Source organism: Citrobacter sp. EC_71, assembly GCF_019584005.1.
In the GTDB taxonomy this organism is placed as follows: domain Bacteria; phylum Pseudomonadota; class Gammaproteobacteria; order Enterobacterales; family Enterobacteriaceae; genus Citrobacter; species Citrobacter werkmanii.
The window spans coordinates 1-18,203 of sequence record NZ_VDAY01000043.1 but is presented as its reverse complement, the minus strand read 5'-3'; the positions used below and the strand labels follow the sequence as shown (position 1 = coordinate 18,203).

Here is an 18,203-nt window from a genome sequence, read left to right as displayed (position 1 = left end):
GTTACGCACCACCCCGTCAGTAGCTGAACAGGAGGGACAGCTGATAGAAACAGAAGCCACTGGAGCACCTCAAAAACACCATCATACACTAAATCAGTAAGTTGGCAGCATCACCCGTACTCTGTATCACTGTTATGTTCTAATGCTTCCTCCCTGAATATACTCATGGTTATAAAATATTTTGAATATTTAATAATATAACAAAGGTATTCATGCCTGAATGTATTAACATAGGATAAAAAAGGGATCTGCTTTTAATTCTGACCCCTAATAACAGCATAGATACAACAAAAAGGACTGATTGATCCAGAACATTATAATACTGAAAGTGCATCAGAGAGAAAAACAAAGATGTTATCACACAGGGAATGATAATGTTTTCCTTGAAAATTGAACGCAGAAATCCAAAGGCACAGGCTCTGTATACGATCTCCTCATAGTAGGGTACGACCAGTGTCATCACTAAAACTGTTATCCAGTTTATCTGTGATGGTTCGTAATGATATAAATAGTCTCTGTAGCAGTAAACAGCTAACTGTATCAGAATAATTATAAGGAATGACAGGGCTGAAAATTTAACTGTAGCTGAGTCTGTTCTTATTTTTATTCTACACTCAGGAAATTCCTTTAGGTAAAATAAGTAAACAAGAGTTGAAATTAGAATCTCTGTAATGAACACAATGAAAAATGCAATATCCAGTCCAACATAACGCAGTGTAAAGGTTGGCGATAATGTTACAATAGTTGATATAATAACCACTGCAAGAAAAATAATAGCGCTGTATTTACTATATCTAAACTGGCTCGAACGTTCATCCATTACAAAACATCACTTTATGAAGGTTATTATTTTTGCTAAAACTATATCTGTAAATTTAGCAGTGGAAAACAAGGTGATCAATGTAATTACTATTTTTGAAAATTCCTCAGGCAACGAAAACCATGACAAATCAATAATGGAGGAACCACTTAATAGCGCAAAACCCAGTAATAAACTTAATATAAAAGACAATAATTTAATAAACACTGCAGTATCCTCCGTTGATACTTACTTATCGACTACAGGTACCACCGACGTTACTTCCTGAACAATTACTGGAACCAGCTCTGTTTCCGCCTCCGTTACCATTTCCTCCACCGGAGAGACACTGGCCGATAACTGCCCCACCAATAGTTCCTCTGGTCATTCCTACAGGACCACCTTTAATGGCACCACCAACCATTCCACTAAAGACAGCATTAGCACATTTAACTGTGCTCGGGTCACTGTAAATGTGTGTCGGTGCATTTCGTCCCAGTGAGTTACGGGCTCCGGTGTTACGACTACGACTTCCGCCTCCTTCATAATTACTGTTTGCGTTGCCACCACTGACTAATGCAATTTCATCAAAACTCAATTCTCTGATATTTGACATTAAAAATCCCTCTTATAAATTTTAACATAAAGTGCTGTTTCACTATTACATGACCAAAATGTATGCACAAAGTGAACTTATGTAAATAAATGTAAATTTATTATCATGTGTTATTGAATGGAACTTGCATTATTTATTACTTATTGATTTAAAATCGGGGTCTGAGGGCCAATGGAACGAAAACGTACGCTAAGGAAATAACCAATTGTTATAATTGATATTATTCATTCTTCTCTATTAACTGAAAGCCCGCACTAAGCAATGTTTTAGCCTCAAATGACTTTTTTACCTACCCAACTAACGTAACGATCGCACATCAGGTCGTTTTTCAACCGCATAGTGACACCTGCACTCACATGCGAGAAAACACATATGATTTTGACTTCTTGTTTTGGTGGAGAGACAATACCCATTCATAGCAGGAGTACATAATGCCAGAAATTGCATCCCTACAACTTTTCAAAATACTATCTGATGAAACCCGCCTGGGTATCGTGCTACTGCTCAGGGAGATGGGGGAGCTGTGCGTATGCGATCTCTGCACAGCGCTGGAACAATCACAACCCAAGACCTCCCGCCATCTGGCGATGCTTCGGGAAAGTGGCCTGTTGCTGGATCGCAAGCAGGGGAAATGGGTTCATTATCGCTTATCCCCGCATATTCCTTCCTGGGCTGCCCTGGTGATTGAGCAGGCCTGGTTAAGTCAACAGGACGACGTACAGGCCATCGCCCGTAAGCTGGCATCGGCCAACTGCTCTGGCAGCGGTAAGGCTGTTTGTATCTAAAAATTTTGCCTGTAAATATATGTTTTTACGAATATGAGGTGTTAAAGATGAAAATGTTAACGGTGTTTGATCCGGCGATGTGCTGCAGTACCGGCGTTTGTGGTTCAGATGTCGATCAGGTTTTGGTCAATTTTTCTGCTGATGTGCAATGGCTGAAAGGGCGTGGGGTTCAGATCGAACGTTATAACCTGGCGCAGCAGCCTATGAGCTTCGTTGAGAACGAAAAAGCGAAAGCATTCCTTGAGGCTTCTGGAGCTGAAGGGCTTCCGCTGCTGTTGCTTGATGGTGAAACGGTGATGGCCGGGCGATACCCAAAACGCGCTGAACTGGCTCGCTGGTTTGGTATACCGCTGGAAAAGGTGGGTTTAGCTTCCACCAGTTGCTGTGGTGGTAAAACTTCCTGTTGTTGAGTATGTCAGGAGGACATATGAAATTCTTAGAGAATATCCCGTCTTACCTGTTTTTCACCGGTAAGGGAGGTGTAGGCAAAACTTCGATTTCCTGCGCAACGGCTATACGTCTGGCTGAACTGGGAAAGCGTGTTCTGCTTGTCAGTACCGACCCGGCTTCCAATGTCGGTCAGGTATTCGATCAGACTATCGGTAACACTATCCAGCCCGTGACTGCTGTGTCTGGTCTTTCGGCTCTGGAGATTGACCCGCAGGACGCCGCCCAGCAATACCGCGCCAGAATCGTTGACCCTATTAAAGGTCTTTTGCCTGATGACGTTGTTAACAGCATCAGTGAACAGCTTTCAGGAGCTTGTACGACAGAGATCGCTGCATTCGACGAGTTTACTGGCTTACTGACTGACGCTTCTCTGCTGACCCGCTTTGATCACATCATTTTTGATACTGCCCCAACTGGCCACACTATTCGCCTTCTTCAGCTTCCCGGAGCCTGGAGCAGCTTCATCGAAAGTAACCCGGATGGTGCTTCCTGTCTTGGTCCAATGGTTGGGCTGGAAAAACAACGCGAGCAATATGCTCATGCGGTTGAGGCATTATCCGATCCTGAACGAACTCGCCTTGTGCTGGTCGCGCGATTGCAAAAATCAACACTGCAGGAAGTCGCTCGTACTCATGACGAATTATCAGCTATTGGCCTTAAAAATCAGTATTTAGTCATTAACGGTGTCCTGCCTGCGAGCGAAGCAGAACGTGATGCACTGGCCGCTGCAATATGGCAACGGGAGCAAGAGGCGCTGGCAAATCTTCCTGCCGGGTTATCTGATTTGCCGACAGACAACTTATACCTGCAGCCGCTGAACATGGTTGGTGTATCCGCATTGAAAGGCCTGCTCAACGAACACGCTGAGATAACATCGCTTCCTGAACAAAGCCCACAGAACAAGCCAGAGAATATGTCGTTGTCTGTCCTGGTTGATGATATCGCCCGCAGTGAACACGGTTTGATTATGCTGATGGGCAAAGGTGGTGTGGGCAAAACCACAATGGCTGCGGCTATCGCCGTCAGTCTGGCGGATAAGGGTTTTGATGTGCATCTCACCACCTCAGATCCTGCTGCACATCTCAGTACAACGCTCAATGGCAGCCTCAAAAATCTGCAGGTCAGCCGAATCAACCCTCACGATGAAACTGAACGCTATCGTCAGCATGTTCTTGAGACGAAAGGCAGGGATCTGGATGAGGCTGGGAAACGGCTGCTCGAAGAGGATTTACGTTCTCCTTGCACAGAAGAGATTGCGGTGTTCCAGGCGTTTTCACGCGTAATTCGTGAAGCTGGCAAACGGTTTGTGGTCATGGATACGGCACCTACCGGGCATACGCTATTACTGCTTGATGCTACCGGGGCTTATCACCGTGAGATTGCCAGGAAGATGGGGGATAAAGGTCATTTTACCACTCCGATGATGCAGCTTCAGGACCAGGAACGTACCAAAGTTTTGCTGGTCACTCTGCCTGAAACCACACCTGTACTGGAAGCGGCAAACCTGCAGTCCGATCTTGAACGTGCGGGGATTCATCCCTGGGGCTGGATTATCAATAACAGCCTTTCGATTGCACAGACGCAATCGCCGCTGCTTTGCCAGCGCGCCCTACAAGAGCGTCCTCAAATCGAGGTTGTGAAAAACCAGCATGCAAGCCGCATAGCGTTAGTACCGGTAATTGCTGCAGAGCCCACTGGCATCGAGAAACTCAGAGAGCTGGTTGTTTAATTTTTTTTGTATATACAGGGCGGCAAAGCCGTCCTGTCTGGAGGATTTATGTTACTGGCAGGCGCTATTTTTGTCCTGACCATCGTTTTGGTTATCTGGCAACCGAAGGGATTAGGGATCGGCTGGAGTGCGACGCTGGGCGCGGTACTGGCGCTGATCTCTGGCGTAGTCCATTTTGGTGATATCCCTGTAGTGTGGAATATTGTCTGGAATGCGACGGCGACCTTTATTGCCGTGATTATTATCAGCCTTCTGCTCGATGAATCGGGCTTTTTCGAATGGGCGGCGCTGCACGTTTCACGTTGGGGTAACGGTCGCGGGCGTTTGCTGTTTACCTATATCGTTTTGCTCGGCGCAGCGGTGGCGGCACTGTTTGCCAACGATGGTGCGGCATTGATTCTGACGCCAATTGTTATCGCCATGCTGCTTGCATTAGGTTTCAGCAAAGGCACTACGCTGGCATTTGTCATGGCCGCCGGGTTTATTGCCGATACGGCCAGTCTGCCGCTTATCGTGTCCAACCTGGTTAACATCGTTTCTGCAGACTTCTTTGGGCTGGGTTTCACTGAGTATGCGTCGGTAATGGTGCCGGTGGATATCGCAGCCATTATCGCCACGCTGGTGATGCTGCATCTGTTCTTCCGCAAAGATATTCCGCCAACTTACGACCTGGCTCTCCTGAAAGCACCGGCAAAAGCGATTAAAGATCTGGCAACCTTCAGAACCGGCTGGATAGTGTTGATCCTTCTTCTGGTTGGCTTTTTCGTCCTTGAGCCGTTGGGTATCCCGGTCAGTGCGATTGCTGCTGTAGGGGCTGTCATTCTGTTTGCGGTGGCGAAGCGAGGCCATGCCATTAACACTGGCAAAGTGCTTCGCGGTGCGCCATGGCAGATCGTCATATTCTCTCTGGGAATGTATCTGGTGGTCTATGGTCTGCGTAATGCCGGACTAACAGAATACCTCTCCGGTGTGTTGAACGTGCTGGCAGATAAAGGACTTTGGGCCGCGACGTTTGGTACTGGCTTCCTGACGGCTTTCCTCTCTTCCATCATGAACAATATGCCTACCGTGCTGGTTGGTGCTCTCTCTATTGATGGCAGCACTGCAACAGGCGTTATCAAAGAGGCGATGATTTTTGCCAACGTGATTGGCTGCGATCTTGGACCGAAAATTACACCTATTGGTAGCCTGGCAACGTTGCTCTGGCTGCATGTCCTTTCACAGAAGAACATGACCATCACATGGGGATACTATTTCCGCACCGGGATCGTCATGACTCTGCCTGTGCTGTTTGTAACGCTGGCCGCGCTGGCGCTACGTCTCTCTTTCACTTTGTAATGAGATACTGATATGAGCAACATCACCATTTATCACAACCCAGCCTGCGGCACGTCGCGTAATACGCTGGAGATGATCCGCAACAGCGGTATCGAGCCGACCGTTATTCTTTACCTTGAGACTCCACCTTCACGCGATGAGCTGCTCAAACTCATTGCGGATATGGGCATTTCCGTCCGGGCTTTGCTGCGTAAGAACGTCGAGCCGTATGAGGAACTGGGTCTTGCAGAAGATAAATTTACTGACGACCAGCTCATCGACTTTATGCTACAGCATCCGATTCTGATCAACCGTCCGATCGTAGTGACGCCACTGGGAACTAAACTTTGCCGTCCTTCAGAGGTTGTTCTCGATATCCTTCCAGATGCCCAGAAAGCGGCTTTCACCAAGGAAGACGGTGAAAAAGTCGTTGATGATTCAGGTAAAAGACTGAAATAAAGACGAAGGGGGCATTTGCCCCCTTCATTATTACTTCGCCATTTCTTCCAGCAGGTCAATACCAACCGGCTCTTCGCTCTGTAGCGCTGTTAATGCAATACGCTTTGCATACTGCTCTTCCACATCAGAGATGAGAGGCAGCTCGCGGTTCGCCCTGATCTTCAGGAAGGCGAAGACGGTTGAGCAGCTGCCAGGCTGTTATTAACGACCCATGCCCACGGCTCGATGCCAGCTCGGCGTAGATCCTGCTGCAGGTTAGCGGCTTCCAGTACAGGTGTCGTTTCGGCAAGCGTCACGATAATCACCTTCGTCTTCTCCGGGTCTGCTGCTTTTTCGCTATCACCTGTCTTCGATGTCAGAAAGCGAGAGAATTCGGCTTCATGCTGTCGCCAGAACACACTCATGCAATTGTTGAATGCCTTTACATCACTCATGTTCGTCCTCAAATTTTGCTCAGATTAACCCGGCTCTCATCTTCCAGAATTTTATAAACAGTGGAACGGGCAATACTGAGCCGGCGGGCAATATCTGTTGCACCAGTTCCCTGCTGATGAAGTGCCAGTACACTATTTCTGTCGATGATGCGCTTTCGGCCAAACCGGATACCTTTCAGCCTGGCCTCCTGCCGTCCTTCGTTCGTACGCTCCAGAATCCTCCTGCGTTCGGCCTGGGCTACAGCTGAAAGAATGGTCACAACCATTTTCCCCATTTCACCGTCGGTGCTGATCCCGTCGTCTATGAATCGGACCGCGACTCCCTGAGCGTCGAATTCTTTTATCAGTTGGATCATATCGGCAGTGTCGCGGCCAAGCCGGTCGAGTTTCTTCACCAGGATGACGTCACCTTCCTCCACCTTCATTCGCAGCAGATCCAGTCCTTTCCTGTCGGTAGAACTGCCGGATGCTTTGTCGGTAAATATGCGACTGGCTTTCACCCCCGCCTCTTTAAGCCCCTTGATCTGAATATCGAGGGACTGCTGGCTTGTTGATACCCGTGCGTAACCAAAAAGTCGCATAAAAATGTATCCTAAATCAAATATCGGACAGTGGGTGTCTGTTATAACAAAAAATCGATTTAATAGACACCTAGACAACACCATTTTAGTGTGTCCGAGAATTTATAACATTTCGGACGGTTGCAAAAATGTTACTAAATGCCCGTCAGGCAGGGAGGCCGATATGCCCGTTGACTTTCTGACCACTGAGCAGACTGAAAGCTATGGCAGATTCACCGGTGAACCGGATGAGCTTCAGCTGGCACGATATTTTCATCTTGATGAAGCAGACAAGGAATTTATCGGAAAAAGCAGAGGTGATCACAACCGTCTGGGCATTGCCCTGCAAATTGGATGTGTCCGTTTTCTGGGCACCTTCCTCACCGATATGAATCATATTCCTTCCGGCGTCCGGCATTTTACCGCCAGACAGCTCGGGATTCGTGATATCACCGTTCTTGCAGAATACGGTCAGAGGGAAAATACCCGCCGTGAGCATGCAGCGCTGATACGTCAGCACTATCAGTATCGTGAATTTGCCTGGCCCTGGACATTTCGCCTTACCCGTCTTTTATATACCCGGAGCTGGATAAGCAACGAACGTCCTGGCCTGCTTTTCGATCTGGCGACAGGGTGGCTTATGCAACATCGTATTATTCTCCCCGGAGCCACTACGCTGACCCGGTTGATTTCAGAGGTAAGGGAAAAGGCGACGTTGCGCCTGTGGAACAAACTGGCACTGATACCGTCAGCCGAACAACGTTCACAGCTGGAGATGCTGCTGGGGCCAACTGATTGCAGCCGCCTGTCTTTACTGGAATCACTGAAAAAAGGCCCTGTGACCATCAGTGGTCCGGCGTTTAATGAAGCAATTGAACGCTGGAAAACTCTGAACGATTTTGGCTTGCATGCTGACAACCTGAGTACACTCCCGGCTGTGCGCCTGAAAAATCTCGCACGTTATGCTGGTATGACTTCGGTGTTCAATATTGCCAGGATGTCACCGCAGAAAAGGATGGCGGTTCTGGTTGCCTTTGTCCTTGCATGGGAAACGCTGGCGTTGGATGATGCACTGGACGTTCTGGACGCCATGCTGGCCGTTATCATCCGTGACGCCAGAAAGATTGGGCAGAAAAAACGGCTCCGCTCGCTGAAGGATCTGGATAAATCTGCATTGGCGCTCGCCAGCGCATGTTCGTACCTGCTGAAAGAAGAAACACCGGACGAATCGATTCGTGCTGAGGTGTTCAGCTACATCCCCAGGCAAAAGCTGGCTGAAATCATCACGCTTGTCCGTGAAATTGCCCGGCCCTCAGACGATAATTTTCATGAAGAAATGGTGGAGCAGTACGGGCGCGTTCGTCGTTTCCTGCCCCATCTGCTGAATACCGTTAAATTTTCATCCGCACCTGCCGGGGTTACCACTCTGAATGCCTGTGACTACCTCAGCCGGGAGTTCAGCTCACGGCGGCAGTTTTTTGACGACGCACCAACGGAAATTATCAGTCGGTCATGGAAACGGCTGGTGATTAACAAGGAAAAACATATCACCCGCAGGGGATACACGCTCTGCTTTCTCAGTAAACTGCAGGATAGTCTGAGGCGGAGGGATGTCTACGTTACCGGCAGTAACCGGTGGGGAGATCCCCGAGCAAGATTACTACAGGGTGCTGACTGGCAGGCAAACCGGATTAAGGTTTATCGTTCTCTGGGACACCCGACAGACCCGCAGGAAGCAATAAAATCTCTGGGTCATCAGCTTGATAGTCGTTACAGACAGGTTGCTGCACGTCTTGGCGAAAATGAGGCTGTCGAACTCGATGTTTCTGGCCCGAAGCCCCGGTTGACAATTTCTCCCCTCGCCAGTCTTGATGAGCCGGACAGTCTGAAACGACTGAGCAAAATGATCAGTGATCTGCTCCCTCCGGTGGATTTAACGGAGTTGCTGCTCGAAATTAACGCCCATACCGGATTTGCTGATGAGTTTTTCCATGCTAGTGAAGCCAGTGCCAGAGTTGATGATCTGCCCGTCAGCATCAGCGCCGTGCTGATGGCTGAAGCCTGCAATATCGGTCTGGAACCACTGATCAGATCAAATGTTCCTGCACTGACCCGACACCGGCTGAACTGGACAAAAGCGAACTATCTGCGGGCTGAAACTATCACCAGCGCTAATGCCAGACTGGTTGATTTTCAGGCAACGCTGCCACTGGCACAGATATGGGGTGGCGGAGAAGTGGCATCTGCAGATGGAATGCGCTTTGTTACGCCAGTCAGAACAATCAATGCCGGACCGAACCGCAAATACTTTGGTAATAACAGAGGGATCACCTGGTACAACTTTGTGTCCGATCAGTATTCCGGCTTTCATGGCATCGTTATACCGGGGACGCTGAGGGACTCTATCTTTGTGCTGGAAGGCCTTCTGGAACAGGAGACCGGGCTGAATCCAACCGAAATTATGACCGATACAGCAGGTACCAGCGAACTTGTCTTTGGCCTTTTCTGGCTGCTGGGATACCAGTTTTCTCCACGCCTGGCTGATGCCGGTGCTTCGGTTTTCTGGCGAATGGGCCATGATGCCAACTATGGCGTGCTGAATGATATTGCCAGAGGGCAATCAGATCCCCGAAAAATAGTCCTTCAGTGGGACGAAATGATCCGGACCGCTGGCTCCCTGAAACTGGGCAAAGTACAGGCTTCAGTGCTGGTCCGTTCATTGCTGAAAAGTGAACGTCCTTCCGGACTGACTCAGGCAATCATTGAAGTGGGGCGCATCAACAAAACGCTGTATCTGCTTAATTATATTGATGATGAAGATTACCGCCGGCGCATTCTGACCCAGCTTAATCGGGGAGAAAGCCGCCATGCCGTTGCCAGAGCCATCTGTCACGGTCAAAAAGGTGAGATAAGAAAACGATATACCGACGGTCAGGAAGATCAACTGGGCGCACTGGGGCTGGTCACTAACGCCGTCGTGTTATGGAACACTATGTATATGCAGGCAGCCCTGGATCATCTCCGGGCGCAAGGTGAAACACTGAATGATGAAGATATCGCACGCCTCTCCCCGCTTTGCCACGGACATATCAATATGCTCGGCCATTATTCCTTCACGCTGGCAGAACTGGTGACCAAAGGACATCTGAGACCATTAAAAGAGGCGTCAGAGGTAGAAAACGTTGCTTAACGTGAGTTTTCGTTCCACTGAGCGTCAGACCCCGTGATTTACCCGATGTTGATATATCGGATAAAGGCGTGAAAATTACCCCGCTGGATAACAGTGTCCCTTCAGCAGCATCCCCTTTTGGCGATCTGGTTTATGGCATGCTCCCTCACCCTAAAAGGGGGCCGCTTGGAAAACGGAAAATATCCTACGTTAAGCCTGTTTTTTGAGCTGGCATGGCGGGCAGCTATGAGCGAAGTATAGTCATTCGCCCTATCTCTTTTGTCGCACTTTCAACAAGGGGGTCGCTTGGAAAGCGGAACGAGGTCAGTCTCCGCCCGGACTGCTCAGCTCTTTAAACAGCAAAAGAGAGGCATCTTATGAGAAGGGATTGTTCAGTATGTCAGGGCAGACTGCTTTTTCATCCGCAGGTACTGAGGGTAAATGCTCAATTCCGGTACGATTCTTACTCTATAGCCAGACAGAATTCAGCATTGTGCTGAACCCGAATCTTTTTTTACTCTGACAGGCCTGTTCATCAGAACCCTGAAAAAACAATTTTCCCGTTCACATTTTTATTTTCCATGTCCTCATGAGCCCGGCGAAGTGCTTTAGCATTCAGCCTGCCATACTCTGCCAGCAACGGAGGTTTGAGCTTACCGGAATCCAGCATGCATGAGAGTTTGTTAAGAATATCATGCTGTTTAGACATGTCCGCAGTAGCATGCATGGGGCGGGTAAACATTGCCTCCCAGTGAACAGAAACGCTCTTAAATTTGATCAAACGCAGATCCAGTGGTTCAGGGTCGTCGATGAGTCCGATACGGCCTTGTGGGGCAATAATTTCGGCCATATTTTCCCAGGCAGATGGCGTGGTGTACGTTGAGAAAATCCGGGTAATGGGAGGGAGTCCAGCAAGGCTGGCAACCTGTGGCGCAAGCGCACATGAATGATCCAGGACATAATGCGCACCAAACCCGCGAACCGCTCTGACACTCTCCTGCCGGGAGGCAGTCCCGATGATGTTCACCCGACTCAGAGTGCGGGCAAGCTGTATAGCCATACAAGGGACTCCGCCCGCACCGCCAAGCATCAACAGGGTCTGATCAGCATCTCCGTTCACTGACAACTGCAGACGATCAAATAACATTTCCCAGGCTGTCAGACCGGTCAGAGGAACCGACGCTGCAGCTTCAAAACTTAGTGCTGCCGGCTTTATCCCCGTAATGCGTTCGTCAACCAGCTGAAACTCTGCGTTGGCTCCCTGGCGATCGAGCACACCGGCATAGAAAACGTGGTCACCTGGCCTGAACAGCGTCACCTCTGGTCCGGTTGCTTCAACAACACCGGAAGCGTCGTATCCCATAACTACCGGATTGCCTGCAGAGGGACTGATGTTTCGCCGGCTTTTCAGGTCCCGTGGGTTAACCGCGACCGCCCTGACTCTGATCAAAAGATCACGCCCCTTGGGCATGGATGGGTGGGGAAGCGACAAATCTTCAATAACGGATGTACTTTCCCGGGTTGCCAGAAACCAACGGCTTTCATTCTGTCTCCTTAAAAAGGTCAGTCACCAGATAAATAAATGTAAAAGTGTGCGGAACGCGATACCCGCCAGTGCCCCCGGCAGTGCAAATCGAAAAATACGCGGAAAGCGGGCGCTGGGTAATGCTGTCAACCTGTTGATGACTATTTTAATCTGTAGTCATTCAATCCTTGTAACATCAGGATGATCCTGGTGTCAGTGAAAATACGAAATCAACACGTTGGTATCATTACCCACCTGTGAACTGACGTCGGCATTTTGAATCTCACTTCGGCGTGCCCCCTCCGAATGGCGCAAAACATTTCGTGGTATGGCATGATAGCACCCGAAGAGAGTCAATTCAGGGTGGTAAATGTGAAACCAGTAACGCTATACGATGTCGCAGAGTATGCCGGTGTCTCTTATCAGACCGTTTCCCGCGTGGTGAACCAGGCCAGCCACGTCTCTGCGAAAACGCGGGAAAAGGTGGAAGCGGCGATGGCGCAGCTGAACTACATTCCCAACCGCGTGGCACAACAACTGGCGGGGAAACAGTCGTTGCTGATTGGCGTTGCTACCTCCAGTCTGGCCCTGCACGCGCCGTCGCAAATTGTCGCGGCGATTAAATCTCGCGCCGATCAACTGGGTGCCAGCGTGGTGGTGTCGATGGTAGAACGAAGCGGCGTCGAAGCCTGTAAAGCGGCGGTGCACAATCTTCTCGCGCAACGCGTCAGTGGGCTGATCATTAACTATCCGCTGGATGACCAGGATGCCATTGCTGTGGAAGCTGCCTGCGCTAATGTTCCGGCGTTATTTCTTGATGTCTCTGACCAGACTCCCATCAACAGTATTATTTTCTCCCATGAAGACGGTACGCGACTGGGCGTGGAGCATCTGGTCGCATTGGGTCACCAGCAAATCGCGCTGTTAGCGGGCCCATTAAGTTCTGTCTCGGCGCGTCTGCGTCTGGCGGGCTGGCATAAATATCTCACTCGCAATCAAATTCATCCGATAGCGGAACGGGAAGGCGACTGGAGTGCCATGTCCGGTTTTCAACAAACCATGCAAATGCTAAATGAGGGCATCGTTCCCACTGCGATGCTGGTTGCCAACGATCAGATGGCGCTGGGCGCAATGCGCGCCATTACCGAGTCCGGGTTGCGCGTTGGTGCGGATATCTCGGTAGTGGGATACGACGATACCGAAGACAGCTCGTGTTATATCCCGCCGTTAACCACCATCAAACAGGATTTTCGCCTGCTGGGGCAAACCAGCGTGGACCGCTTGCTGAAACTCTCTCAGGGCCAGGCGGTGAAGAGCAATCAGCTGTTGCCCGTCTCACTGGTGAAAAGAAAAACCACCCTGGCGCCCAATACGCAAACCACCTCTCCCCGCACGTTGGCAGATTCCTTAATGCAGCTGGCACGACAAGTTTCCCGACTTGAAAGCGGGCAGTGAGCGCAACGCAATTAATGTGAGTCAGCTCACTCATTAGGCACCCCAGGCTTTACACTCTATGTGTCCGGCTCGTATGTTATGCGAAAATGTGAGCGGATAACAATTCACACAGGATACAACTATGACAATGATTACGGATTCACTGGCCGTCGTATTACAACGTCGTGACTGGGAAAACCCTGGCGTTACCCAACTTAATCGCCTTGCGGCACATCCCCCTTTCGCCAGCTGGCGTAATAGCGAAGAGGCTCGCACCGATCGCCCTTCCCAAGAGTCGCGCAGCCTGAATGGTGAATGGCGCTTTGCCTGGTTTCCGGCACCAGAAGCGGTACCAGAAAGCTGGCTGGAGCGCGATCTTCCTGACGCCGATACTGTCATCGTCCCCTCAAACTGGCAGATGCACGGTTACGATGCGCCTATCTACACCAACGTGACCTATCCCATTGCGGTCAATCCGCCGTATGTTCCCACGGAGAATCCGACGGGTTGTTACTCGCTCACATTTAATGTTGATGAAAGCTGGCTACAGGAAGGCCAGACGCGAATTATTTTTGATGGTGTTAACTCGGCGTTTCATTTGTGTTGCAACGGGCGCTGGGTCGGTTACGGACAGGACAGTCGTTTGCCGTCTGAATTTGACCTGAGCGCATTTTTACACGCCGGAGAAAACCGCCTCGCGGTGATGGTGCTGCGCTGGAGTGACGGCAGTTATCTGGAAGATCAGGATATGTGGCGGATGAGCGGCATTTTCCGTGACGTCTCGTTGCTGCATAAACCGAGCACGCAAATCAGCGATTTCCATGTAGCCACTCACTTTAATGATGATTTCAGCCGCGCTGTACTGGAGGCAGACGTTCAGATGTACGGCGAGCTGCGCGATGAGCTGCGGGTGACGGTTTCTTTGTGGCAGGGTGAAACGCAGGTCGCCAGCGGCACCGCGCCTTTCGGCGGTGAAATTATCGATGAGCGTGGTGGTTATGCCGATCACGTCACCCTACGTCTGAACGTCGAAAACCCGAAACTGTGGAGCGCCGAAATCCCGAATCTCTATCGTGCGGTGGTTGAACTGCACACCGCCGACGGCACGCTGATTGAAGCAGAAGCCTGCGATGTCGGTTTCCGCGAGGTGCGGATTGAAAATGGTCTGCTGCTGCTGAACGGCAAGCCGTTGCTGATTCGCGGCGTTAACCGTCACGAGCATCATCCTCTGCATGGTCAGGTCATGGATGAGCAGACGATGGTGCAGGATATCCTGCTGATGAAGCAGAACAACTTTAACGCCGTGCGCTGTTCGCATTATCCGAACCATCCGCTGTGGTACACGCTGTGCGACCACTACGGCCTGTATGTGGTGGATGAAGCCAACATTGAAACCCACGGCATGGTGCCAATGAATCGTCTGACCGATGATCCGCGCTGGCTACCCGCGATGAGCGAACGCGTAACGCGAATGGTGCAGCGCGATCGTAATCACCCGAGTGTGATCATCTGGTCGCTGGGGAATGAATCAGGCCACGGCGCTAATCACGACGCACTCTATCGCTGGATCAAATCTGTCGATCCTTCCCGCCCGGTACAGTATGAAGGCGGCGGAGCCGACACCTTCGCAACCGATATTATTTGCCCGATGTACGCGCGCGTGGATGAAGACCAGCCCTTCCCGGCTGTGCCGAAATGGTCCATCAAAAAATGGCTTTCGTTGCCTGGAGAGACGCGCCCGCTGATCCTTTGCGAATACGCCCACGCGATGGGTAACAGTCTTGGCGGCTTCGCTAAATACTGGCAGGCGTTTCGTCAGTACCCCCGTTTACAGGGCGGCTTCGTCTGGGACTGGGTGGATCAGTCGCTGATTAAATATGATGAAAATGGCAATCCGTGGTCGGCTTACGGCGGTGATTTTGGCGATACGCCGAATGATCGCCAGTTCTGCATGAACGGTCTGGTCTTTGCAGACCGCACGCCGCATCCGGCGCTGACGGAAGCAAAACACCAGCAGCAGTTTTTCCAGTTCAGTTTATCCGGGCGAACCATCGAAGTGACCAGCGAATACCTGTTCCGTCATAGCGATAACGAGCTCCTGCACTGGATGGTGGCGCTGGATGGCAAGCCGCTGGCAAGCGGTGAAGTGCCTCTGGATGTCGCTCCACAAGGTAAACAGTTGATTGAACTGCCTGAACTACCGCAGCCGGAGAGCGCCGGACAACTCTGGCTAACGGTTCACGTAGTGCAACCGAACGCGACCACATGGTCAGCAGCCGGACACATCAGCGCCTGGCAGCAGTGGCGTCTGGCGGAAAACCTCAGCGTGACACTCCCCTCCGCGCCCCACGCCATCCCGCAACTGACCACCAGCGAAACGGATTTTTGCATCGAGCTGGATAATAAGCGTTGGCAATTTAACCGCCAGTCAGGCTTTCTTTCACAGATGTGGATTGGCGATAAAAAACAACTGCTGACGCCGCTGCGCGATCAGTTCACCCGCGCACCGCTGGATAACGACATTGGCGTAAGTGAAGCGACCCGCATTGACCCTAACGCCTGGGTCGAACGCTGGAAGGCGGCGGGCCATTACCAGGCCGAAGCAGCGTTGTTGCAGTGCACGGCAGATACGCTTGCCGACGCGGTGCTGATTACCACGGTCCACGCGTGGCAGCATCAGGGGAAAACCTTATTTATCAGCCGGAAAACCTACCGGATTGATGGAAGTGGTCAAATGGCGATTACCGTTGATGTTGAAGTGGCGAGCAATACGCCACATCCGGCGCGGATTGGCCTGACCTGCCAGCTGGCGCAGGTAGCAGAGCGGGTAAACTGGCTCGGATTAGGGCCGCAAGAAAACTATCCCGACCGCCTTACTGCGGCCTGTTTTGACCGCTGGGATCTGCCATTGTCAGACATGTATACCCCGTACGTCTTCCCGAGCGAAAACGGTCTGCGCTGCGGGACGCGCGAATTGAATTATGGCCCACACCAGTGGCGCGGCGACTTCCAGTTCAACATCAGCCGCTACAGTCAACAGCAACTGATGGAAACCAGCCATCGCCATCTGCTGCACGCGGAAGAAGGCACATGGCTGAATATCGACGGTTTCCATATGGGGATTGGTGGCGACGACTCCTGGAGCCCGTCAGTGTCGGCGGAATTCCACCTTAGCGCCGGTAGCTACCATTACCAGTTGCTCTGGTGTCAAAAATAATAATAACCGGGCAGGCCATGTCTGCCCGTATTTCGCGTAAGGAAATCCATTATGTACTATTTAAAAAACACAAACTTTTGGATGTTCGGTTTATTCTTTTTCTTTTACTTTTTTATCATGGGAGCCTACTTCCCGTTTTTCCCGATTTGGCTACATGACATCAACCATATCAGCAAAAGTGATACGGGTATTATTTTTGCCGCTATTTCTCTGTTCTCGCTATTATTCCAACCGCTGTTTGGTCTGCTTTCTGACAAACTCGGGCTGCGCAAATACCTGCTGTGGATTATTACCGGCATGTTAGTGATGTTTGCGCCGTTCTTTATTTTTATCTTCGGGCCACTGTTACAATACAACATTTTAGTAGGATCGATTGTTGGTGGTATTTATCTAGGCTTTTGTTTTAACGCCGGTGCGCCAGCAGTAGAGGCATTTATCGAGAAAGTCAGCCGTCGCAGTAATTTCGAATATGGTCGCGCGCGGATGTTTGGCTGTGTTGGCTGGGCGCTGTGTGCCTCGATTGTCGGCATCATGTTCACCATCAATAATCAGTTTGTTTTCTGGCTGGGTTCTGGCTGTGCATTCATCCTCGCCGTTTTACTCTTTTTCGCCAAAACGGATGCGCCCTCTTCTGCCACGGTTGCCAATGCGGTAGGTGCCAACCATTCGGCATTTAGCCTTAAGCTGGCGCTGGAACTGTTCAGACAGCCAAAACTGTGGTTTTTGTCACTGTATGTTATTGGCGTTTCCTGCACCTACGATGTTTTTGACCAACAGTTTGCTAATTTCTTTACTTCGTTCTTTGCTACCGGTGAACAGGGTACGCGGGTATTTGGCTACGTAACGACAATGGGCGAATTACTTAACGCCTCGATTATGTTTTTTGCGCCACTGATCATTAATCGCATCGGTGGGAAAAACGCCCTGCTGCTGGCTGGCACTATTATGTCAGTACGTATTATTGGCTCATCGTTCGCTACCTCAGCACTGGAAGTGGTTATTCTGAAAACGCTGCATATGTTTGAAGTACCGTTCCTGCTGGTGGGCTGCTTTAAATATATTACCAGCCAGTTTGAAGTGCGTTTTTCAGCGACGATTTATCTGGTCTGTTTCTGCTTCTTTAAGCAACTGGCGATGATTTTTATGTCTATTCTGGCGGGCAATATGTATGAAAGCATCGGTTTCCAGGGCGCTTACCTGGTGCTGGGTCTGGTGGCGCTGGGCTTCACCTTAATTTCCGTGTTCACGCTTAGCGGCCCCGGCCCACTTTCTCTGCTGCGTCGCCAGGTGAATGAAGTCGCTTAAGAAATTAATGTCGGATACGGCGCGAGCGCCTTATCCGACCAACTTATCAGGACGGAATGTTAAAAATGAACATGTCGATGACAGAAAAAATAAAAGCAGGCAAGCTATTTACCGATATGTGCGAAGGCTTACCTGAAAAAAGACTTCGTGGGAAAACATTAATGTATGAGTTCAATCACTCGCATCCATCAGAAGTTGAAAAAAGGGTAATGACTCCAACTTATTGATAGTGTTTTATGTTCAGATAATGCCCGATGACTTTGTCATGCAGCTCCACCGATTTTGTGAGCGACAGCGACTTCCGTCCCAGCCGTGCCAGGTGCTGCCTCAGATTCAGGTTATGCCGCTCAATTCGCTGCGTATATCGCTTGCTGATTACGTGCAGCTTTCCCTTCAGGCGGGAT

13 protein-coding genes and 4 pseudogenes are annotated in these 18,203 nt (G+C 50.3%); 10 read left to right on the top strand and 7 right to left on the bottom strand.

Going from position 1 to position 18,203, the window contains the following annotated elements:
• On the bottom strand, nt 1-60 hold a 60-nt coding region (locus tag FHD02_RS24780), incomplete at its 3' end, for an IS1 family transposase (protein WP_001623223.1).
• Nucleotides 61-169: 109 nt separating this feature from the next.
• Nucleotides 170-820 (bottom strand): CPBP family intramembrane glutamic endopeptidase, encoded by a 651-nt coding sequence (locus FHD02_RS23705; RefSeq protein WP_001567322.1) that lies wholly within the window; start codon nt 818-820, stop codon nt 170-172.
• 1,026 nt (nt 821-1,846) lie between these two features.
• Here FHD02_RS23705 and arsR point away from each other — a divergent pair.
• From arsR to arsC, 5 genes are read left to right on the top strand one after another with little or no spacing between them, the layout of a single operon-like run.
• Nucleotides 1,847-2,200, top strand: coding sequence for an As(III)-sensing metalloregulatory transcriptional repressor ArsR (gene arsR, locus FHD02_RS23700; protein ID WP_001114073.1), 354 nt, complete (start codon nt 1,847-1,849; stop codon nt 2,198-2,200).
• Nucleotides 2,201-2,247: 47 nt separating this feature from the next.
• Entirely contained in the window at nt 2,248-2,610 is a 363-nt protein-coding gene (gene arsD / locus FHD02_RS23695) for an arsenite efflux transporter metallochaperone ArsD (protein ID WP_000783215.1), read from the top strand.
• Nucleotides 2,611-2,627: 17 nt separating this feature from the next.
• On the top strand, nt 2,628-4,379 hold the full coding sequence (gene arsA, locus FHD02_RS23690) for an arsenite efflux transporter ATPase subunit ArsA (protein WP_082226162.1): 1,752 nt from the start codon (nt 2,628-2,630) through the stop codon (nt 4,377-4,379).
• A gap of 48 nt (nt 4,380-4,427) precedes the next feature.
• Nucleotides 4,428-5,717 carry an arsenite efflux transporter membrane subunit ArsB gene (arsB, locus tag FHD02_RS23685; protein ID WP_000922630.1) on the top strand — a complete coding sequence of 430 codons (1,290 nt, stop codon included), beginning with the start codon at nt 4,428-4,430 and terminating at the stop codon, nt 5,715-5,717.
• 12 nt (nt 5,718-5,729) lie between these two features.
• The gene (gene arsC / locus FHD02_RS23680; RefSeq protein ID WP_000065758.1) at nt 5,730-6,155 is read left to right on the top strand and encodes a glutaredoxin-dependent arsenate reductase; all 426 of its coding nucleotides are present in this window, start codon (nt 5,730-5,732) and stop codon (nt 6,153-6,155) included.
• Between the two features lie 30 nt (nt 6,156-6,185).
• Here arsC and FHD02_RS24775 read toward each other — a convergent pair.
• The 3 genes and pseudogenes from FHD02_RS24775 to FHD02_RS23670 all read right to left on the bottom strand — a co-directional run.
• Nucleotides 6,186-6,478 (bottom strand): annotated as a pseudogene (locus FHD02_RS24775) (ArsA-related P-loop ATPase); the annotation flags it as partial.
• Nucleotides 6,476-6,589 (bottom strand): annotated as a pseudogene (locus tag FHD02_RS24600) (arsenical pump-driving ATPase); the annotation flags it as partial. The pseudogenes FHD02_RS24600 and FHD02_RS24775, both read right to left, overlap by 3 nt.
• An 8-nt stretch (nt 6,590-6,597) precedes the next feature.
• Entirely contained in the window at nt 6,598-7,170 is a 573-nt protein-coding gene (locus FHD02_RS23670) for a recombinase family protein (protein WP_001556711.1), read from the bottom strand.
• Between the two features lie 163 nt (nt 7,171-7,333).
• Between FHD02_RS23670 and FHD02_RS23665 the strand changes: the two genes are divergently transcribed.
• On the top strand, nt 7,334-10,339 hold the full coding sequence (locus tag FHD02_RS23665) for a Tn3-like element Tn3 family transposase (RefSeq protein WP_001143757.1): 3,006 nt from the start codon (nt 7,334-7,336) through the stop codon (nt 10,337-10,339).
• A 514-nt stretch (nt 10,340-10,853) separates the two neighbouring features.
• Here the strand turns inward: FHD02_RS23665 and FHD02_RS23660 are convergent.
• Nucleotides 10,854-11,863 (bottom strand): annotated as a pseudogene (locus FHD02_RS23660) (zinc-binding alcohol dehydrogenase family protein).
• A gap of 352 nt (nt 11,864-12,215) precedes the next feature.
• On the opposite strand from FHD02_RS23660, the gene lacI reads away from it, so the two are divergent.
• The 4 genes and pseudogenes from lacI to FHD02_RS23640 all read left to right on the top strand — a co-directional run.
• Nucleotides 12,216-13,298, top strand: coding sequence for a DNA-binding transcriptional repressor LacI (gene lacI, locus FHD02_RS23655; protein ID WP_007851507.1), 1,083 nt, complete (start codon nt 12,216-12,218; stop codon nt 13,296-13,298).
• A 121-nt stretch (nt 13,299-13,419) separates the two neighbouring features.
• Nucleotides 13,420-16,494, top strand: coding sequence for a beta-galactosidase (gene lacZ, locus FHD02_RS23650; protein ID WP_220394375.1), 3,075 nt, complete (start codon nt 13,420-13,422; stop codon nt 16,492-16,494).
• Between the two features lie 51 nt (nt 16,495-16,545).
• Nucleotides 16,546-17,799, top strand: coding sequence for a lactose permease (gene lacY, locus FHD02_RS23645; RefSeq protein WP_003846917.1), 1,254 nt, complete (start codon nt 16,546-16,548; stop codon nt 17,797-17,799).
• A gap of 65 nt (nt 17,800-17,864) precedes the next feature.
• Nucleotides 17,865-18,005, top strand: a pseudogene (locus FHD02_RS23640) (maltose acetyltransferase domain-containing protein); the annotation flags it as partial.
• A gap of 14 nt (nt 18,006-18,019) precedes the next feature.
• Here the strand turns inward: FHD02_RS23640 and FHD02_RS23635 are convergent.
• A partial coding sequence (locus FHD02_RS23635) for an IS1 family transposase (protein WP_220394374.1) occupies nt 18,020-18,203 on the bottom strand: 184 nt, incomplete at its 5' end.

Bases quoted from the DNA above. Each gene is read 5' to 3' on its own strand.
- arsD (WP_000783215.1), top strand. From the start codon at position 2,248: ATGAAAATGTTAACGGTGTTTGATCCGGCGATGTGCTGCAGTACCGGC.
- lacY (WP_003846917.1), top strand. From the start codon at position 16,546: ATGTACTATTTAAAAAACACAAACTTTTGGATGTTCGGTTTATTCTTT.
- lacZ (WP_220394375.1), top strand. From the start codon at position 13,420: ATGACAATGATTACGGATTCACTGGCCGTCGTATTACAACGTCGTGAC.
- arsB (WP_000922630.1), top strand. From the start codon at position 4,428: ATGTTACTGGCAGGCGCTATTTTTGTCCTGACCATCGTTTTGGTTATC.
- FHD02_RS23665 (WP_001143757.1), top strand. From the start codon at position 7,334: ATGCCCGTTGACTTTCTGACCACTGAGCAGACTGAAAGCTATGGCAGA.
- FHD02_RS23705 (WP_001567322.1), bottom strand. From the start codon at position 820: ATGGATGAACGTTCGAGCCAGTTTAGATATAGTAAATACAGCGCTATT.
- arsR (WP_001114073.1), top strand. From the start codon at position 1,847: ATGCCAGAAATTGCATCCCTACAACTTTTCAAAATACTATCTGATGAA.
- FHD02_RS23670 (WP_001556711.1), bottom strand. From the start codon at position 7,170: ATGCGACTTTTTGGTTACGCACGGGTATCAACAAGCCAGCAGTCCCTC.
- arsC (WP_000065758.1), top strand. From the start codon at position 5,730: ATGAGCAACATCACCATTTATCACAACCCAGCCTGCGGCACGTCGCGT.
- arsA (WP_082226162.1), top strand. From the start codon at position 2,628: ATGAAATTCTTAGAGAATATCCCGTCTTACCTGTTTTTCACCGGTAAG.